Consider the following 17,097-nt stretch of genomic DNA (forward strand, 5'->3'; position numbering starts at 1 on the left):
TGGACGGCACGATCTCCTTCCTGGAGGTCAACACCCGCCTCCAGGTCGAACACCCGGTCACCGAGGAGGTCGCCGGCATCGACCTCGTCCGCGAGATGTTCCGCATCGCCGACGGCGAGGAACTCGGCTACGGCGACCCCGCCCTGCGCGGCCACTCCTTCGAGTTCCGCATCAACGGCGAAGACCCGGGACGCAACTTCCTGCCCGCCCCCGGCACGGTGACGCTGTTCGCCCCGCCCTCCGGTCCGGGCGTCCGCCTGGACGCGGGTGTGCAGTGCGGCAGCGTGATCGGGCCGGCCTGGGACTCCCTGCTCGCCAAGCTGATCGTCACCGGCGCCACCCGCGAGCAGGCGCTCCAGCGCGCCGCCCGCGCCCTGGAGGAGTTCGAGATCGGCGGGATGGCCACCGCGCTGCCCTTCCACCGCGCGGTCGTCAAGGACCCGGCCTTCGCCCCCGAACTGACCGGCTCCGCCGACCCGTTCACGGTCCACACCCGCTGGATCGAGACCGAGTTCGCCAATGACATCCCGGCCTTCACCAACCCCGCCGAGGCGGCGGCGGAGGACGAGCCGGGCCGCGAGTCCGTTGTCGTCGAGGTCGGCGGCAAGCGGCTGGAGGTCTCGCTGCCGTCCTCGCTGGGCATGTCCCTGGCCCGCACCGGCCTCGCCGCCGGCGCCAAGCCGAAGCGCCGCGCGGCCAGAAGGTCGGGCCCGGTGGCCTCCGGGGACACGCTCGCCTCGCCGATGCAGGGCACGATCGTCAAGGTCGCGGTCGAGGAGGGCCAGGAGGTCAAGGAGGGCGACCTCGTCGTCGTCCTGGAGGCCATGAAGATGGAACAGCCCCTCAACGCCCACCGCTCGGGGATCGTCAAGAGCCTCACCGCCGAAGTGGGCGCGTCCGTCGCCTCGGGCGCCGCCATGTGCGAAATCACCAGCTGAATTCCCCGGCAGTCCCAGTACTCTCCGGCATTCTCCGGCATTCTCCAGCGCAATTCTGAACCGGTCTGACAATTCCCTGACACGGGGAATATTGAAACCGCTCGTACCGCCCAAGATACTGAATATGAGCTTTCGTCAACTGTTGTGTGGTGGGCCCCGAGGAGAGGGAAACGTATGTACAGCACGCTGATTGTGGCTCGGATGGACCCCGGGTCGAGCGTCGACGTCGCGAAGATCTTCGGTGATTTCGACGACACGGAAATGCCGCACCGCATGGGCACGCGCCGGCGCCAGCTCTTCCAGTACCGGGGTCTGTACTTCCACCTCCAGGACTTCGACGCGGACAACGGCGGCGAGCTGATCCAGCACGCCCGGCACGACCCCCGCTTCATACAGATCAGCGAGGACCTGAAGCCGTTCATCGAGGCGTACGACCCGGCCACCTGGCGCTCCCCGGCCGACGCGATGGCCACACGCTTCTACAACTGGGAGGCGTCCGCGTGACCGGCCGACGAGTTGTCATCACCGGCATAGAGGTGCTCGCCCCCGGTGGTGTCGGGGCGAAGAACTTCTGGAACCTGCTGAGCGAGGGCCGTACGGCCACCCGCCGCATCACGTTCTTCGACCCCAGCCCGTTCCGTTCCCGGGTCGCCGCCGAGATCGACTTCGATCCCGCGGAGCACGGACTGCGCCCGCAGGAGATACGCAGGATGGACCGCGCCGCGCAGTTCGCGGTGGTCGCGGCCCGTGGCGCGGTCGCCGACAGCGGTATCGACATCGAGGCCTACGACCCGTACCGCGTCGGCGTCACCATCGGCAGCGCGGTCGGCGCGACCATGGGTCTGGACGAGGAGTACAACGTCGTCAGCGACGGCGGCCGGCTCCACCTGGTCGACCACGCCTACACGGTCCCGCACCTGTACAACTACCTGGTCCCCAGCTCCTTCGCGGCCGAGGTCGCGTGGGCCGTGGGCGCGCAGGGCCCCAACACGGTGGTCTCCACGGGTTGTACGTCCGGCATCGACTCGGTCGGGCACGCCGTGGAGCTGCTCCGCGAGGGCTCGGCGGACGTCATGATCACGGGTTCGTCCGACGCCCCGATCTCGCCGATCACGATGGCGTGCTTCGACGCGATCAAGGCGACGACACCCCGGGACGACGTGCCCGAGCGCGCCTCGCGCCCCTTCGACGGGACCCGCAACGGGTTCGTCCTCGGGGAGGGTGCCGCCGTGTTCGTCCTGGAGGAGCTGGAGAGCGCCAAGCGGCGCGGCGCGCACATCTACGCCGAGATCGCGGGCTATGCGACGCGCTCGAACGCGTACCACATGACGGGTCTGCGGCCGGACGGCGCGGAGATGGCCGAGGCCATCACGGTCGCACTCGACGAGGCCAGGATGAACGCGACCGAGATCGACTACATCAACGCGCACGGCTCGGGCACCAAGCAGAACGACCGCCACGAGACCGAGGCGTTCAAGCGGAGCCTGGGCGACCACGCCTACCGGACCCCGGTCAGCTCGATCAAGTCGATGGTCGGGCACTCGCTCGGCGCGATCGGCTCCATCGAGATCGCCGCGTCCGCGCTGGCGATGGAGAACCACGTGGTGCCGCCCACGGCCAACCTCACCACCCCCGACCCCAAGTGCGACCTCGACTACGTGCCGCTGGTCGCCCGTGAGCAGCTCACCGACGCGGTGCTCACGGTCGGCAGCGGCTTCGGGGGATTCCAGAGCGCCATGGTGCTGGCGCGTCCCGAGAGGAGCGTGGCATGACCACCACGGTGGTAGTGACCGGTCTGGGCATCGCCGCCCCCAACGGACTGGGCACACAGGACTACTGGGCCGCCACCCGGACCGGCAAGAACGGCATCGGGCGGGTCACCCGCTTCGACCCGTCCTCCTACCCGTCGACCCTGGCGGGCGAGGTGCCCGGTTTCGTCGCCGCGGACGTGCTGCCGAGCCGGTTGCTGCCGCAGACCGACCACATGACCCGGATGGCGCTGGTCGCCGCCGAGTGGGCGCTCGCGGACGCGGGCATCGACCCCGAGGAACTGCCCGAGTACGACATGGGCGTCGTCACGGCCAGTTCCTCGGGCGGCTTCGAGTTCGGACAGGGCGAGCTGGAGAAGCTGTGGAGCCAGGGCAGCCAGTACGTGTCCGCGTACCAGTCCTTCGCCTGGTTCTACGCCGTCAACAGCGGCCAGATATCCATCCGCAACGGGCTCAAGGGCCCCAGTGGCGTCATCGTCAGTGACGAGGCCGGCGGTCTCGACGCGGTGGCGCACGGCCGGCGGCTCATCCGCAAGGGCACCCCGATGATCGTCTCCGGGGGCGTCGACGCGTCGATCTGCCCCTGGGGCTGGGTGGCGCAGATGGCCGGCGACCGGCTGAGCACCAGCGACGAGCCGACCCGTGCCTATCTGCCCTTCGACGCCGACGCGGCCGGTTACGTACCGGGCGAGGGCGGCGCCATTCTGATCATGGAGTCGGCCGAGTCGGCGTGCGAGCGCGGCGCCAAGATCTACGGCGAGATCGCGGGCTACGGCTCGACGTTCGACCCGCGGCCCGGCAGCGACCGCGAGCCCGCCCTGCGCAAGGCGATCGAACTCGCCCTCGCCGACGCGGGCACCGCCCCCGAGGACGTCGACGTGGTCTTCGCGGACGCGGCGGGCGTGCCGGAGCTGGACCGGGTCGAGGCCGACGCGATCTCGGCGGTCTTCGGGGTCCGGGGTGTCCCGGTCACCGCGCCCAAGACGATGACGGGCCGGTTGTACTCCGGCGCGGCCCCGCTCGACGTCGCCACCGCGCTGCTGGCCATCGAGGAGGGCCTCATCCCTCCGACGGTCCACATCAACCCCGACGAGGAGTACGGCCTCGACCTGGTCCTCAACCAGTCGCGCACCGCCCAGGTGCGCACCGCCCTGGTCCTGGCCCGCGGGTACGGCGGCTTCAACTCGGCCGTCGTGGTCCGCGCCGTCGACTGACCGGCACCCCCTGCCCCAACGCCCCCAACGCCCCCAAGACCCCCGACTGAACGATCCATTTCGACCTGGGAAGGAACCCACGTGTCCACTTCGGAATTCACCCTGGACGACCTGCGCCGCATCCTCCAGGAGGGCGCCGGTGTCGACGAGGGCGTCGACCTCGACGGCGACATCCTCGACGAGCCGTTCGAAGTCCTCGGCTACGAGTCGCTGGCGCTCCTGGAGACCGGCAGCCGTATCGAGCGCGAGTACGGGATCGTCCTCGACGAGGACCTGCTGACCGACGCCGACACCCCGCGCGCCCTCATCGAGGCCGTGAACCAGCAGTTCGGCGCCGACGAGCCCGCCGCCGCCTGACGCCCGACGGCGTTCCCGGACCGGGCGAAACCTTTCACCTGACCTCGTGACCTCGTGACCTCGTGACCTCGTGACCTCGTGACCTCGTGACCTCGTCCGGTCCGGCTCCGCCGCAGCCCCGCAGAAGCAAGCGCCATCCCGCAGAACAAGCAAGCGCCATCCCGCAGAACAAGAGGGAGAGGAAGCACATGTCAACGCTGGAAAAGCGGGTCGCTCTCATATCGGGGGCCACCAGCGGCATCGGCCTCGCGTCCGCGCGGGCGCTCGCCGCGGGCGGCCACCGCGTGTTCATCGGCGCCCGCAGCGCGGACAACGTCGCCGAGACCGTCAAGATCCTCCAGGAGGAGGGCATCGATGCCGACGGCACGGTCCTCGACGTCCGCGACCCCGCCTCGGTCGGCGCCTTCGTGCAGGCCGCGGTCGACCGCTTCGGCACCGTCGACGTCCTGGTCAACAACGCCGGCCGGTCCGGTGGCGGCGTCACCGCCGACATCGAGGACGAGCTGTGGACCGATGTCATCGACACCAACCTCAACAGCGTGTTCCGGCTGACGCGGGAGGTGCTCAACACCGGCGGCATGCGCCACAAGAGCCGTGGCCGCATCATCAACATCGCCTCCACGGCCGGCAAGCAGGGCGTGGTCCTGGGAGCCCCCTACTCCGCCTCGAAGCACGGCGTGGTCGGTTTCACCAAGGCCCTCGGCAATGAGCTGGCCCCCACCGGCATCACCGTGAACGCCGTCTGCCCGGGCTATGTCGAGACGCCGATGGCCCAGCGCGTGCGCGCCGGATACGCGGCCGCCTACGACACCTCCGAGGACGCCATCCTCGAGAAGTTCCAGGCCAAGATCCCGCTCGGCCGCTACTCCACCCCCGAGGAGGTCGCCGGCATGGTCGCCTACCTCGCCTCCGACACGGCCGCCTCGGTCACCGCGCAGGCCATCAACGTCTGCGGCGGACTCGGCAACTTCTGAGCACCCCCACCGACCGGCAGCCCGTACCCAGCCATGGAGAAGAAAGCGTCATGACGACCCGTGAGGTAGAGCACGAGATCACGATCGCCGCGCCCGCACCGGCCGTGTACCGGCTGCTGGCGGAGGTCACCCACTGGCCCCGGATCTTCCCGCCCACCATCCACGTGGACCGCGTGGAGCACGACGGCTCCCAGGAGCGGATACGGATCTGGGCCACCGCCAACGGCGAGGCCAAGAACTGGACCTCGCGCCGCGAACTGGACCCCGAGGCCCTGCGCATCACCTTCCGCCAGGAGGTGACCGCCCCGCCGGTCGCCGCGATGGGCGGCACCTGGATCATCGAGCCGCTCGGCGAGAACGAGTCCCGGGTACGGCTGCTGCACGACTACCGCGCCGTCGACGACGACCCGCACGACCTCCTGTGGATCGACGAGGCCGTCGACAAGAACAGCCGCTCCGAGCTGGCCGCGCTGAAGAAGAACGTCGAGTTCGCGCACGCGGCGGAGGAGGTGACGTTCTCCTTCGAGGACACCGTCTACGTCGACGGGTCCGCCAAGGACGTGTACGCCTTCATCAACGAGGCGAACCTGTGGTCGGAGCGGCTGCCGCACGTGGCGACGGTCCGTCTGGAAGAGGACACCGTGGGACTCCAGACCCTGGAGATGGACACCCGGGCCAAGGACGGTTCCGTCCACACCACCAAGTCCTACCGCGTGACCTTCCCGCACCAGCGCATCGCGTACAAGCAGGTCACGCTCCCCGCGCTGATGACCCTGCACACCGGCCACTGGACCTTCCAGGACACCGACCAGGGCGTCGCGGCGACCTCCCAGCACACAGTCACCCTCAACACGGACAACATCGAGAGCATCCTCGGCTGCGGGGCCACCGTCGCCGACGCCCGCGAGTACGTCCACACCGCCCTGTCCACCAACAGCCGGGCCACCCTCACCCACGCCAAGGCCTTCGCAGAGAACAGGCGTTGACGATGACGACGGACCATCAGGACACCGACACGACCATCCTGGACACCGACGTCCTCGTGGTCGGAGCGGGCCCCGCCGGGCTGATGCTCGCCACCGAGCTGAGGCTGGGCGGCGCCGAGGTGGTCGTCGTCGACCAGCGCCCCGGCCCGACCACCGAATCCCGGGCCTCCACCCTGCACGCCCGCACGATGGAGATCCTCGACTCCCGCGGGCTGCTGGACGAGCTCGGTACGCCGCCGTGCGAGCCGCGCGGTCACTTCGGCGGCGTACCGCTGGACCTGACGCTGCCCAGCCCGCACCCCGGGCAGTGGAAGGTCGCGCAGACCCGCACCGAGGAGCTGTTGCAGCGGCGGGCCGCCGTGCTGGGCGCCGATCTCCGGCGCCGGCACCAACTGCTGTCCCTCACGGCGGAGGACGGGGTGGAGGCCGAGGCCATCGGACCCTACGGTCCCGTCCGCATCCGGGCCCGCTACCTGGTCGGCTGCGACGGCGAGGACAGCACCGTACGGCGCCTGGTCCGGGCCCCCTTCCCGGGCAAGGACGCCGCGCGCGAACTGCTGCGCGCCGACGTCTCCGGCGTCGAGGTCGCCGACCGGCGCTTCCAGCGCCTGGAGCACGGGCTCGCCATCGCCGCCACCCGCGAGGGGGTGACCCGGGTGATGGTCCACGAGTTCGGGCGCCCCGCGGCCGAACGCGGCGGCGCCGAACCGGACTTCGCGGAGGTCACCGACGTCTGGAAGCGCGTCACCGGCGAGGACATCAGCCAGGGCACCCCTCTGTGGGTCAACGCGTTCGGCGACGCCAACCGGCAGCTCGCCCACTACCGGCACGGTCGTGTCCTGTTCGCCGGGGACGCGGCGCACCGGCAGATGCCGAGCGGCGGACAGGCCCTCAACCTGGGCGTCCAGGACGCCTTCAACCTCGGCTGGAAGCTCGCCGCCGTCGTCCGCGGCAGTGCGGGCGAGGACCTCCTCGACTCCTACCACTCCGAGCGCCACACCGTGGGCCGCCAGGTCCTCGCCAACATCCGGGCCCAGGTCGAGCTGCTGCTCGGCGGCCCGGAGGTCGAACCCGCCCGCGCCCTGCTCACCGAACTCGTCGCCCTGGACGGCGTACGGCAGCACCTCGCCGGGATGATCAGCGGCCTCGGCATCCGGTACGACGTCGAGGGCCCCGAGATCGACTCCGGCGCACACCCGCTGCTCGGGCGGCGGTTGCCGGACGCGTGGCTGGAGCCCGCGGAGCGTGGCGCGCGGCGCCGTACGACCGAGCTGTTGCGCACCGGTCGCGGGTTGCTGCTGTCCCTGGACGGGGACGGCGCCCCGGCGCTGCGCGCGACGGCGGCCCCCTGGTCGGACCGGGTCGCCTTCGTCGCCGACCGCCCCGCGGCCGGCGGCCCGCTGCCGACCGGGCAGGCCCTGCTGGTCCGCCCCGACGGCTACGTGGCCTGGGCCGGTTCCGGTCCGGCCGGTCTGGCGCGGGCGCTGACCCGCTGGTTCGGCACCCTGGCCGCCGACGACTGAGTACGACCGCCCGGTCCGTCAGGGACAAGTTCACGCACGCGCACGGACAAGCACACGGACAAGCTCACGCGCACGCACGGACAAGCACACGGACACGCACGGACAAGCCACGGACAGCTGAGGCACCGCACGTCACCCACCGATGCGACGCGCGCCAGGGGCGCGCGAGGAGAGGACACCCATGGACGCGCAGATGGACGCGGACGTCATCGTCGTCGGCGCCGGCCCGGCCGGGCTGATGCTGGCCGGGGAACTGCGGCTGGGCGGGGTGAGCGTCATCGTCGCCGAGCGGCTGGCGCGGCCCACCGGACAGTCGCGCGGGCTCGGGTTCACCGCCCGCGCCATGGAGTCCTTCGACCAGCGCGGTCTCGTCCCGCGCTTCGGCGGGCTGGAGAAGAGCCCGATGGGCCACTTCGGCGGGGTGCAGTTCGACTACACCGTGCTGGAGGACGCCCACTTCGGGGCCCGCGGCGTCCCCCAGTCCCAGACGGAGGCGGTTCTGGAGGAGTGGGCGGGCGAGCTCGGCGCCGACATCCGGCGGGGCTGGGAGTTCCTGGCGCTGGAGCAGGACGGGACCGGGGTCACCGTCACCGTGGCCACGCCCGACGGCGAGCGCACGCTGCGCGCCGCGTACCTGGTGGGCGCCGACGGCGGGCACAGCCCGGTGCGCAAGGCCGCGGGCTTCGACTTCCCCGGTACGCCCGCCACCCGTGGCATGTACCTCGCGGATGTCGTCGGCTGCGAGATCCCGCCGCGCTTCCTGGGCGAGCGGCTGCCCGGCGGCATGGTGATGGCCGCGCCGCTGAAGGAGGGCGTGGACCGGATCATCGTGTGCGAGCACGGCACTCCGCCGGCCGACCGCAGTGAGACCCCGGAGTTCGCCGAAGTGGCGGCGGCCTGGGAACGGTTGACGGGTGAGGACATCTCCGGCGGCGGCGCGGACTGGGTCAGCTCCTTCACGGATGCCACCCGCCAGGTCACCGAGTACCGGCGCGGGCGGGTGCTGCTCGTCGGCGACGCCGCGCACATCCACCTGCCGGCCGGCGGCCAGGGACTGAGCACCGGTGTCCAGGACGCGGTCAACCTCGGCTGGAAGCTCGCGGCGACCGTCCAGGGCCGGGCACCCGAGGGACTGCTCGACACCTACCACGACGAGCGTCACGCGGTCGGCGCGCGGCTGCTGATGAACACCAAGGCGCAGGGCACGGTCTTCCTCGGCGGCCCCGAGTCCCAGCCGCTGCGCGATCTGTTCGCCGAGCTCATCGGCCTCGATTCGGTCAAGCGGCACCTCGCCGGGGTGGTCAGCCACCTCGACGTCCGCTACGACCTCGGGGGCGCCGGGGACTCGCTGGTCGGGCGCCGGCTGCCACCGCGGGCGCTGAACACTGCCGCCGGCGAGGTGCGTACGCCCGAACTCCTCCACGCCGCCCAGGGCGTGCTGCTCGACCTCGCCGACGACTCCGTACTGCGTGAGGCGGCTGCCCGCTGGAAGGACCGCGTCACCGTCGTCACCGGCACCCCGCAGGACCCGGCCGCGTTCGGCGGCGCCGCCGCGGTGCTGGTCCGCCCCGACGGCTATGTGGCCTGGGCGGACACCGGTTCGGCTGAGCTGTGCGCGACGCTGCACCGCTGGTTCGGCGCACCCGAAGCCCGCTGAGAACCACCACCGGCGACCGATCCGCACGCGAGCACCAGGACGAGAGCACCCACACGAAAGCACGAACACGAAAGCACGACCACGAGAGGAAGTACCCCAGTGAGCGTTCCCACGGTCGAGACCATGCCCTCGTCCGTACCCGGTTCGGCCATGCCCTCGATGTCCCCGGGTGTGCGCCCCGTCGCCCTGGCGGCCGGTGACGTCACGCTCTCCGCGCTGATCGCCCAGCCGTCCGGGCCACCGCGGGCCACGGTCGTCGCGGTGCACGGGGGAGGAATGAGCGCCGGGTACTTCGACGGGCAGGCCCACCCCGATGTCTCCCTGCTCGCCCTCGGCGCCCGGCTCGGCTACACCATGGTCGCCGTCGACCGGCCCGGCTACGGGCTGTCCGCCGCGGACGCCCCGAGCGGTCAGACCCTGGCCGAGCAGTCCGCGGCGCTGCACGCGGCGCTGCGGCACCTGGCCGGCCGCGCCGAGACGGGCGCCGGGGTGTTCCTGCTCGCGCACTCCTTCGGCGGCAAGCTCGCCCTGACGTACGCCGCCTGCCAGGCCGGCGATCCGGATCCGGCCGTACCGCCGCTGCTCGGGCTCGACATCTCCGGGCTCGGCCGGGACTACGCGATCGACCCGGAAAACGGCCCCGACCCGCACCAGCACCGGCACTGGAAGCGGAACTGGGGCGCCCTGCGCTTCTACCCGCCGAACACCTTCCGCGAGGCCGAGGGCCTGGTCGCCCCCATGCCCCCGCGTGAGCAGGCCGAGGCACTCCAGTGGCCGCGGCGGTTCCCGGTCGCGGCGGCGGCCGTGCAGGTCCCGGTGCGGCTGACGTTCGCCGAGCAGGAACTGTGGTGGCACCACGACGAGGACACCGTCGCCGACCTCGCCGCGCACTTCGCCTCGGCGCCGTCCGCCGCCGTAGACCGTCAGCCCGGTGCCGGGCACAACATCAGCCTCGGCTGGGCCGCCCGCACCTACCACCTGCGCGCGTTCGCGTTCTTCGAGGAATGCCTCGCGCGCCGGTCCGCGGGCGCGTCCGTGACGCCCTGATGCCATGACGACCACACGGCCCGACGCCAGGGACACGACGAAGAGGACGAGGCGGGGAAGGAGGGGCAGGTGGGCCGCGGGCGTCGGCAGCCGTCGTACGCCCTTCCGGTCCCTGACCGTGCGCAACTTCCGGCTCTTCGCGGCCGGCCAGGTCGTCTCGGTCGCGGGCACCTGGATGATGGTCACCGCTCAGGACTGGCTGGTGCTCTCCCTGACGGGGGACTCCGGCACGGCCCTGGGCACCGTGACCGCGCTCCAGTTCACCCCACTGCTGCTGTTCACGCTGTACGGCGGCAGGCTCGCCGACCGCCACGACAAGCGGCTGCTGCTCACCGTCGCCAACCTCGTCTCCGGCGCCCTCGCGCTGGCACTCGCCGTACTCGTCCTGGCGGGCTCCGCCCAGCTGTGGCAGCTGTATCTGTTCGCGCTGGGCCTCGGCACCGTCAACGCGGTCGAGGTGCCCACCCGGATGGCGTTCGTCAGCGAGATGGTCGGCCCCGAGCTGCTGCCCAACGCCTCGGCGCTCAGCGCCGCCTACTTCAACACCGCCCGCGTGGTGGGTCCCGCCCTCGCCGGACTGCTGATCAGTGCGGTCGGCGTGGGGACGGCCATGCTGATCAACGCGGCCAGCTATCTCGCCACCGTGACCGGGCTGCGCCTGATGCGGCCGGGGGAACTCCTGCGCACGGCCCCGCCGGAGCGCGCGGTCAAGGTGGTCGACGGGCTGCGGCACGTGCGCGGGCACCCCGACCTGTTCGTGCCGCTGGGGCTGGTCGCCGTGCTCGGCCTGTTCGGCTTCAACTTCCAGCTCACCCTGCCGCTGCTCGCCAAGACCGTCTTCCACTCGGGCGCGACCGCGTTCGGGCTGCTGACCACGGCGTTCGCCGCCGGTTCGCTGCTCGCCGCGCTCGCCACCACCGTGCGCAACGCCCGCCCGGCCGCCCTGACCGTCACCGCCTCCGCACTCGCCTTCGGGCTCCTCGAGACGGCGGCAGGCTGGTCGCCCACCTACGCGTGGGCGGCCGTGCTGCTGTTTCTGACCGGCTTCGCCACCCTCTACTTCGCCCAGGCCGCCAACCACCGCATCCAGTTGGGCTGCGACGCCGCCTACCGCGGCCGGGTGATGGCGCTCTACACGCTCATCCTGCAAGGACTCACCCCACTCGGCGCCCTCCTCGTGGGCTGGCTCACCGTCCGTCACGGTGCGCGCTCCGGCCTGTACGTCGGAGGGCTCGCCTCGTCGGCGGCGGCGCTCGCGGTGCTGCTCGCGGGGCGGACACGTCGATTCCTCCCCAGTCACCGGCCGGAACCGGCACTTCTCGGGCCCGGCCCTCTTCCTGAAAGGCAGCCCCATGAGTTCCCTGAGTGACGACACCCCGTGCAGTTGGCTCGACCGGCTCCCGGACCCGGTCCAGCTGCGCGCCATGCCCCCCGACGCACGTGCCCGCACCATCGGCCACTGCCTGCGCCTCGAACTGCATGACCTGCTCGCCGTCCCGCCGGGGCACCGGCTCTCGCCCGGTCTGCCGTTGCGCGGCCAGGGCCTGGACACCCTCGACGCCCTGCACCTGGGGCGCCGGATCCGGCGCGCCCTCGACGCCGAGGTGCCCGCCGAGGTGCTGCGGGAGAGCACCGTCGGCGAGCTGACCGCGTTGCTCGCCCGCTGACCGAACCGTCTTTCCTCTTGATCCACTTGAATGGGAGATCCGTACATGGAGCCCGCGATACCCATCGAACTGGGCGGCCGGCTGATGGAGCTGGCCGAACGCAAGGACATCGCCCGCGCCGGGCAGGACCCGAAGGCGACCGAACGACAGCACGCCAAGGGCAAGCTGACCGCTCACGAGCGCATCGAACTACTGCTGGACAAGGGCAGCTTCCAGGAGGTCGAACCGCTGCGCAGGCACCGGGCGACCGGCTTCGGCCTGGAAGCGAAGAAGCCCTACGGCGACGGTGTGATCACCGGCTGGGGCACGGTCGAGGGCCGTACGGTCTTCGTCTACGCCCATGACTTCCGTGTCTTCGGCGGTGCCCTGGGCGAGGCCCACGCCTGCAAGATCCACAAAATCATGGACATGGCCATCGCCGCCGGGGCGCCGCTGGTGTCGCTCAACGACGGTGCGGGCGCCCGCATTCAGGAGGGTGTCTCCGCGCTCGCCGGGTACGGCGGCATCTTCCAGCGCAACACCCGGGCCTCCGGTGTCATCCCGCAGATCAGCGTGATGCTCGGCCCGTGCGCGGGCGGCGCGGCGTACTCGCCCGCCCTGACCGACTTCATCTTCGCCGTCCGGGACATCTCGCAGATGTTCATCACCGGGCCCGACGTGGTCCGCGCGGTCACCGGCGAGGAGATCAGCCAGAACGGGCTCGGCGGCGCCGATGTGCACGGCGCCGTCTCCGGAGTGGCGCACTTCGTCCACGACGACGAGGAGAGCTGCCTCGCCGAGGTGCGCTATCTGCTGTCGCTGCTGCCGTCCAACAACCGCGAGCTGCCGCCCCGGCACGTCAGCGGCGACCCGGGCGACCGGTCCGGGGACGTGCTGCTCGACCTGGTGCCGCACGACGGCAACCGCTCGTACGACATGCGCGGGGTCGTCGAGGAACTCGTCGACGACGGCGACTACGTGGAGGTGCACGCGGGCTGGGCGCCGAACATCGTCTGCGCGCTGGCCCGGATCGACGGTCACACCGTCGGCATCGTCGCCAACCAGCCGGCCGCCATGGCGGGTGTCCTGGACATCAAGGCGAGCGAGAAGGCCGCGCGGTTCGTGCAGTTCTGCGACTCCTTCAACATCCCGCTGGTCACGCTGGTCGACGTGCCCGGCTTCCTGCCGGGCGTGGACCAGGAGCACGAGGGCATCATCCGGCGGGGCGCCAAGCTGCTCTACGCGTACTGCAACGCGACCGTGCCGCGGGTCTCGGTGGTGCTGCGCAAGGCGTACGGCGGCGCGTACATCGTGATGGACTCCCGCTCCATCGGCGCCGACATCGCGCTGGCCTGGCCGACCAACGAGATCGCGGTCATGGGTGCCGAGGGGGCCGCCAACGTGGTCTTCCGGCGGGAGATCGCGGCCGCGGACGACCCCGACGCGATGCGTCAAGAGAAAATCGACCAGTACAAGGAGGAGCTGGTCCACCCTTACTACGCCGCCGAACGCGGGCTGGTCGACGACGTCATCGACCCGCGCGAGACCCGGGCGGTCCTGGCCCGTTCGCTCGCCATGCTCGCGGCCAAGCACGCCGAGCTGCCGCGCCGCAAGCACGGCAACCCGCCCCAGTGAGCAGGGAGGAAACCATGAGCATCCAGCGCCCCGCCCTTGTCCCCGTTCCCGATCCCGCCCCCGGTCCTGATCCCGATCCCGCCCCCGAACCCGCGGCTGGTCCGGTCTGCGAACCCGCGGCCGGTCCGCTCTTCCGGATCGAGCGCGGCTGCCCCTCCCCGGAGGAGCTGGCCGCGCTGACCGCGGTACTGATGGCCGTCACCGCGGGCCCCGGCGTCGCACCCGACGACACGGCCCGCAAGCACCAGGTCATCGCCCTGTGGCGCCGCCCCGAACGCGTCACGGGCTTCGACGGCCCCCGCACCTGGCGAGCGGCGGCCTGAGCCGGGCCCTCCGGGGGAGAAACAGGACGAAGGGGCCGGAGAGTTCACAGGAACTCTCCGGCCCCTTCGTGGTGCCCCCTCAGGGGCGCGGGGAACTGCGCGACCGGCCCAGGACAACCCGCACCCTGAGGCCGGCCCGCAGTCCCCCCATCTCCTCAGCGCTCCAGATCCCCGTGCTGAGCGGGATCCCGGAGCATCGACCGCAACCCCGGTTCCATCTCCACAAGACGCTCCACCGCGTCCGGGGCGTACAGATAGGCGGTGGGCACGGCGCGAAGGGCGACGGGCCGATCCCCCGCCCCGGCCAGTGCCACCGCCGCGATGTGGGTGGAACACAGGGGCAGGTTGCCCACCACCCAACCCGTCGGCCGCTCGGCCAGCCCCGCCTCACCGAGGTAGTCGAGGTCGGCCCCCCGGGTCAGCCCGGTGCCCAGCCCCTTCAGATACGCCTCCTTCCGTGTCCACAGGCGGCCGAAGGCCATGGTCCGTTCGTGCTCGGGAATCTTCCCGAGCTCCTCACGCTCGGCCGGATGCAGCGCAGGCAGACACGCCTCGGCGGTCTGGGGCGACGGCAGCCGCTGGACGTCGGCGCCCACCCGCGACTCCGCCACCACCACGATCGCCAGGCCGTGGCTGTGCGAGAGCGAGAACTGGGGGGCGCCGCCGGGCACGCCGAGCACCACGGGCCGGCCGTGGCGTTCACCGTTGCCGTTGTACCGCTCGCCGGCGAGGTTGAGCCGGCTCGGTTCGATGCCGGTGTAACCGGCGAGGACCCGGCGCAGTCCCACGTGCGCCGCGGCGTACATCTGGCGGTCGTCGGGGCGACGGTAGGAGTCGGCCCGACCTCTCTCGTACGCGTCGAGCTCGTCGTACGGGACGTCACGCGGCGAGTCGGGCGGTGGCAGCAGCCACACGTCCAACTCCCCTCGCGCTACGGCGAGCCGGCGCACCGTCGGGGTCAACGGCGGCCCTCCGCGTGAGCCTTGGCATGGTTCAGGGTGGCCAGGCTGTTGGTGGACAGGGCGGTGTGGACGTACTCGCGGGCGTCGGCGACGGTGGCGGTGTCACCGAGGATGCGGGCGATGTTGTCCGTGTTGAGACTGACGGTGTGCTGGGAGGTGGCCGCGACGCCCTGGTCGGTGTCCTGGAAGGTCCAGTGGCCGGTGTGCAGGGTCATCAGCGCGGGCAGGGTGACCTGCTTGTACGCGATGCGCTGGTGCGGGAAGGTCACGCGGTAGGACTTGGTGGTGTGGACGGAACCGTCCTTGGCCCGGGTGTCCATCTCCAGGGTCTGGAGCCCCACGGTGTCCTCTTCCAGACGGACCGTCGCCACGTGCGGCAGCCGCTCCGACCACAGGTTCGCCTCGTTGATGAAGGCGTACACGTCCTTCGCCGACCCGTCGACGTAGACGGTGTCCTCGAACGAGAACGTCAACTCGGCGTCGGCGTATTCGCGTTCCGCGTTCTTCTTCAGCGCCGCGAGTTCCGCGACGGCACTGCGGTCGATCTCGGCGCCGATCCGGTCCAGGGCCCCGGGGGCGTCGTCGGCGGCCCGGAACTCGTGCAGCAGCCGTACTCGGGACTCGTTCTGGCCGAGCGGTTCGACGAGCCAGGCGCCGCCGAGGCCGGCGACGGGGGACGCGGTGACCAGGTGCTGGAAGTTGATCCGCAGCTTGGCGGGTTCGACGATCCGGCGCAGCGGGCGGCAGCGCGGTTCGCCCGCCGCGGTCGGTGCGGTCTCCCAGATCGTCAGCCGCTCCTCGCCCTCGGGAGCCTCCTCGTGCTCGACGTGGATGACCGAGGGGAAGATCCGTGGCCAGTTCCCCACCTCGGCGATCAGCCGGTGGACGGTGTCCGCCGGGACCGCGATGTTGATCTCGTGCGCGACTTGGCGCATGCCCGGGTGTTCCATGCGTGCTGTCTCCTCGTCCTGGTGTGGCGCGCGGGGGCGGGACGGGAACGGGAACGTGACGGACAGAAAAGCCGCTGCCGGGTGGGGGATTCCCGGCAGCGGCCAGCCAGTGGGGATGGGAACGCGCCCGTGCGTCCGCGTCCGTGCGCGATCTGTCATACGTGTTGGTGTGGTGCGTGCTTCCGCTGCGGGTGGGTCTGCCGTGCGGGCGGGGCTGCCATGTCTTCAGAGCCGCCGTGCGGGTGTTTCACGTGAAACAACGTGCAGACCCGGTGACGGGCCGGCCGCCGCCCGACCGGTCGGCCCGCCACCGGGTGGCTCACTCGCCCGCGGCGCGGGTGTGGACGACCTGGTAGGTGTTCTCGTCCTGCCAGGTCTGGAGCGCGGCGACGCGGGCGTCGACCTTCTGGCGCTCCGGGGAGCGCTCACCCTGCGGCACGGAGCGGAAGGCGTCGTACGCCTCCTTGCTGTCCCACTGGGAGTAGACGACGACGAACTTGCCCTCGATGCCGCGGGCACGCAGGCCGCGCAGCACCGTGTGGGTGCGGTAGCCGGGGACGTCGACCAGCCACGTCTGGGACTCGCCCAGGGCGTCGATCAGGTCCTCCTGGTTCTCCGGCAGTACGCCGAACAGCTCGATGGCCGTGTAGTCGTCGCGGGACGGGGAGATCTCGGTGACGCCGCCCAGCTCCGGCTTCTGCTGCGTGAAGGCGATCTCGTTCTGGAGCAGACGGATCGAGGTGGTGATCTCACCGAAGAGCGGGAGCGTGCGGTGCTTGAACTCCTCACCGGCGTAACGGCTCTCCAGGTCCTCGGTGCTGCGCCACTGGATGAAGTTGGCCGTTCCCGGCTTGTCCTGCCCGGCGTGGACCGTGCTGGATATCCAGCCCTCGTAGGCCGCCGTGTCGACGATCTGGCGCATCGCGGCGAGCAGCTTGACCTGCTTCTCGGCGGCGTCGGTCGAGAACAGGTTGAGAACGGTCAGGTGCTGACCATCGGCTGCGATCTTCGGCATTCTCTCGTCTCTTCCGTTCGAGGAAATGGGAGTGCGAATGGAGGTGCGAATGAAGGTGCGGGTGGAGCCACGAATGCAGCTACGAATGCAGCATGGCAAGA

Annotated in this window: 17 protein-coding genes; 14 read left to right on the plus strand and 3 right to left on the minus strand. The window is 71.2% G+C overall.

The window, feature by feature from the left end; translation table 11 throughout:
* The 14 genes from AQJ27_RS48285 to AQJ27_RS54115 form a co-directional block, all read left to right on the plus strand.
* The coding region (locus tag AQJ27_RS48285; protein ID WP_079065874.1) for a biotin/lipoyl-containing protein at positions 1-938 on the plus strand (938 nt) is incomplete at its 5' end.
* Positions 939-1,112: 174 nt separating this feature from the next.
* Positions 1,113-1,442, plus strand: coding sequence for a TcmI family type II polyketide cyclase (locus AQJ27_RS48290; RefSeq protein WP_054237209.1), 330 nt, complete (start codon positions 1,113-1,115; stop codon positions 1,440-1,442).
* Positions 1,439-2,710 (plus strand): beta-ketoacyl-[acyl-carrier-protein] synthase family protein, encoded by a 1,272-nt coding sequence (locus tag AQJ27_RS48295; RefSeq protein ID WP_067384735.1) that lies wholly within the window; start codon positions 1,439-1,441, stop codon positions 2,708-2,710. The genes AQJ27_RS48290 and AQJ27_RS48295 overlap by 4 nt, the downstream gene beginning before the upstream one ends.
* Positions 2,707-3,921, plus strand: a complete 1,215-nt coding sequence (locus tag AQJ27_RS48300; RefSeq protein WP_067384739.1) for a ketosynthase chain-length factor — start codon at positions 2,707-2,709, stop codon at positions 3,919-3,921. Before AQJ27_RS48295 ends, AQJ27_RS48300 begins: the two co-directional genes overlap by 4 nt.
* Before the next feature lie 81 nt (positions 3,922-4,002).
* Positions 4,003-4,278, plus strand: coding sequence for an acyl carrier protein (locus tag AQJ27_RS48305; RefSeq protein ID WP_054237212.1), 276 nt, complete (start codon positions 4,003-4,005; stop codon positions 4,276-4,278).
* A gap of 188 nt (positions 4,279-4,466) precedes the next feature.
* Positions 4,467-5,252: a 3-oxoacyl-ACP reductase FabG gene (gene fabG / locus AQJ27_RS48310; RefSeq protein ID WP_067384741.1), complete on the plus strand. Its 786-nt coding sequence runs from the start codon at positions 4,467-4,469 to the stop codon at positions 5,250-5,252.
* Between the two features lie 50 nt (positions 5,253-5,302).
* Positions 5,303-6,238 (plus strand): aromatase/cyclase, encoded by a 936-nt coding sequence (locus tag AQJ27_RS48315; RefSeq protein WP_067384743.1) that lies wholly within the window; start codon positions 5,303-5,305, stop codon positions 6,236-6,238.
* A gap of 2 nt (positions 6,239-6,240) precedes the next feature.
* Positions 6,241-7,761 carry an FAD-dependent monooxygenase gene (locus AQJ27_RS55300; RefSeq protein ID WP_067384744.1) on the plus strand — a complete coding sequence of 507 codons (1,521 nt, stop codon included), beginning with the start codon at positions 6,241-6,243 and terminating at the stop codon, positions 7,759-7,761.
* A 193-nt stretch (positions 7,762-7,954) separates the two neighbouring features.
* Complete coding sequence (locus AQJ27_RS55305) at positions 7,955-9,418, plus strand: FAD-dependent monooxygenase (protein ID WP_067384826.1); 1,464 nt, start codon at positions 7,955-7,957, stop codon at positions 9,416-9,418.
* 123 nt (positions 9,419-9,541) lie between these two features.
* A complete protein-coding gene (locus tag AQJ27_RS48330; RefSeq protein WP_201264512.1) occupies positions 9,542-10,465 on the plus strand; it encodes an alpha/beta hydrolase in 924 nt (307 codons plus the stop codon).
* A 4-nt stretch (positions 10,466-10,469) separates the two neighbouring features.
* Positions 10,470-11,834, plus strand: a complete 1,365-nt coding sequence (locus tag AQJ27_RS48335; RefSeq protein ID WP_079065876.1) for an MFS transporter — start codon at positions 10,470-10,472, stop codon at positions 11,832-11,834.
* Positions 11,818-12,132, plus strand: coding sequence for an acyl carrier protein (locus AQJ27_RS48340; RefSeq protein ID WP_067384746.1), 315 nt, complete (start codon positions 11,818-11,820; stop codon positions 12,130-12,132). The genes AQJ27_RS48335 and AQJ27_RS48340 overlap by 17 nt, the downstream gene beginning before the upstream one ends.
* Positions 12,133-12,177: 45 nt before the next feature.
* A complete protein-coding gene (locus AQJ27_RS48345) occupies positions 12,178-13,746 on the plus strand; it encodes an acyl-CoA carboxylase subunit beta (protein WP_067384835.1) in 1,569 nt (522 codons plus the stop codon).
* Positions 13,747-13,760: 14 nt separating this feature from the next.
* Complete coding sequence (locus AQJ27_RS54115) at positions 13,761-14,069, plus strand: acyl-CoA carboxylase subunit epsilon (protein WP_079065877.1); 309 nt, start codon at positions 13,761-13,763, stop codon at positions 14,067-14,069.
* 155 nt (positions 14,070-14,224) lie between these two features.
* Here the strand turns inward: AQJ27_RS54115 and AQJ27_RS48355 are convergent, their stop codons facing one another.
* The 3 genes from AQJ27_RS48355 to AQJ27_RS48365 form a co-directional block, all read right to left on the minus strand.
* Positions 14,225-15,031: a 4'-phosphopantetheinyl transferase family protein gene (locus tag AQJ27_RS48355; protein WP_079065878.1), complete on the minus strand. Its 807-nt coding sequence runs from the start codon at positions 15,029-15,031 to the stop codon at positions 14,225-14,227.
* Positions 15,028-15,981, minus strand: a complete 954-nt coding sequence (locus AQJ27_RS48360) for an aromatase/cyclase (RefSeq protein ID WP_067384751.1) — start codon at positions 15,979-15,981, stop codon at positions 15,028-15,030. The genes AQJ27_RS48355 and AQJ27_RS48360 overlap by 4 nt, the downstream gene beginning before the upstream one ends.
* A gap of 319 nt (positions 15,982-16,300) precedes the next feature.
* Entirely contained in the window at positions 16,301-16,996 is a 696-nt protein-coding gene (locus AQJ27_RS48365) for an antibiotic biosynthesis monooxygenase family protein (protein ID WP_067384753.1), read from the minus strand.
* Positions 16,997-17,097 lie beyond the last annotated feature (101 nt).

Source organism: Streptomyces olivochromogenes (assembly GCF_001514115.1).
Classification (GTDB): domain Bacteria; phylum Actinomycetota; class Actinomycetes; order Streptomycetales; family Streptomycetaceae; genus Streptomyces; species Streptomyces olivochromogenes.

What these genes read in the sequence shown, in the direction of transcription:
- AQJ27_RS48290 (WP_054237209.1), top strand. Translation starts at nt 1,113, where the DNA reads ATGTACAGCACGCTGATTGTGGCTCGGATGGACCCCGGGTCGAGCGTC.
- AQJ27_RS48300 (WP_067384739.1), top strand. Translation starts at nt 2,707, where the DNA reads ATGACCACCACGGTGGTAGTGACCGGTCTGGGCATCGCCGCCCCCAAC.
- fabG (WP_067384741.1), top strand. Translation starts at nt 4,467, where the DNA reads ATGTCAACGCTGGAAAAGCGGGTCGCTCTCATATCGGGGGCCACCAGC.
- AQJ27_RS48315 (WP_067384743.1), top strand. Translation starts at nt 5,303, where the DNA reads ATGACGACCCGTGAGGTAGAGCACGAGATCACGATCGCCGCGCCCGCA.
- AQJ27_RS55300 (WP_067384744.1), top strand. Translation starts at nt 6,241, where the DNA reads ATGACGACGGACCATCAGGACACCGACACGACCATCCTGGACACCGAC.
- AQJ27_RS55305 (WP_067384826.1), top strand. Translation starts at nt 7,955, where the DNA reads ATGGACGCGGACGTCATCGTCGTCGGCGCCGGCCCGGCCGGGCTGATG.
- AQJ27_RS48330 (WP_201264512.1), top strand. Translation starts at nt 9,542, where the DNA reads ATGCCCTCGTCCGTACCCGGTTCGGCCATGCCCTCGATGTCCCCGGGT.
- AQJ27_RS48335 (WP_079065876.1), top strand. Translation starts at nt 10,470, where the DNA reads ATGACGACCACACGGCCCGACGCCAGGGACACGACGAAGAGGACGAGG.
- AQJ27_RS48340 (WP_067384746.1), top strand. Translation starts at nt 11,818, where the DNA reads ATGAGTTCCCTGAGTGACGACACCCCGTGCAGTTGGCTCGACCGGCTC.
- AQJ27_RS48345 (WP_067384835.1), top strand. Translation starts at nt 12,178, where the DNA reads ATGGAGCCCGCGATACCCATCGAACTGGGCGGCCGGCTGATGGAGCTG.
- AQJ27_RS54115 (WP_079065877.1), top strand. Translation starts at nt 13,761, where the DNA reads ATGAGCATCCAGCGCCCCGCCCTTGTCCCCGTTCCCGATCCCGCCCCC.
- AQJ27_RS48360 (WP_067384751.1), bottom strand. Translation starts at nt 15,981, where the DNA reads ATGGAACACCCGGGCATGCGCCAAGTCGCGCACGAGATCAACATCGCG.
- AQJ27_RS48365 (WP_067384753.1), bottom strand. Translation starts at nt 16,996, where the DNA reads ATGCCGAAGATCGCAGCCGATGGTCAGCACCTGACCGTTCTCAACCTG.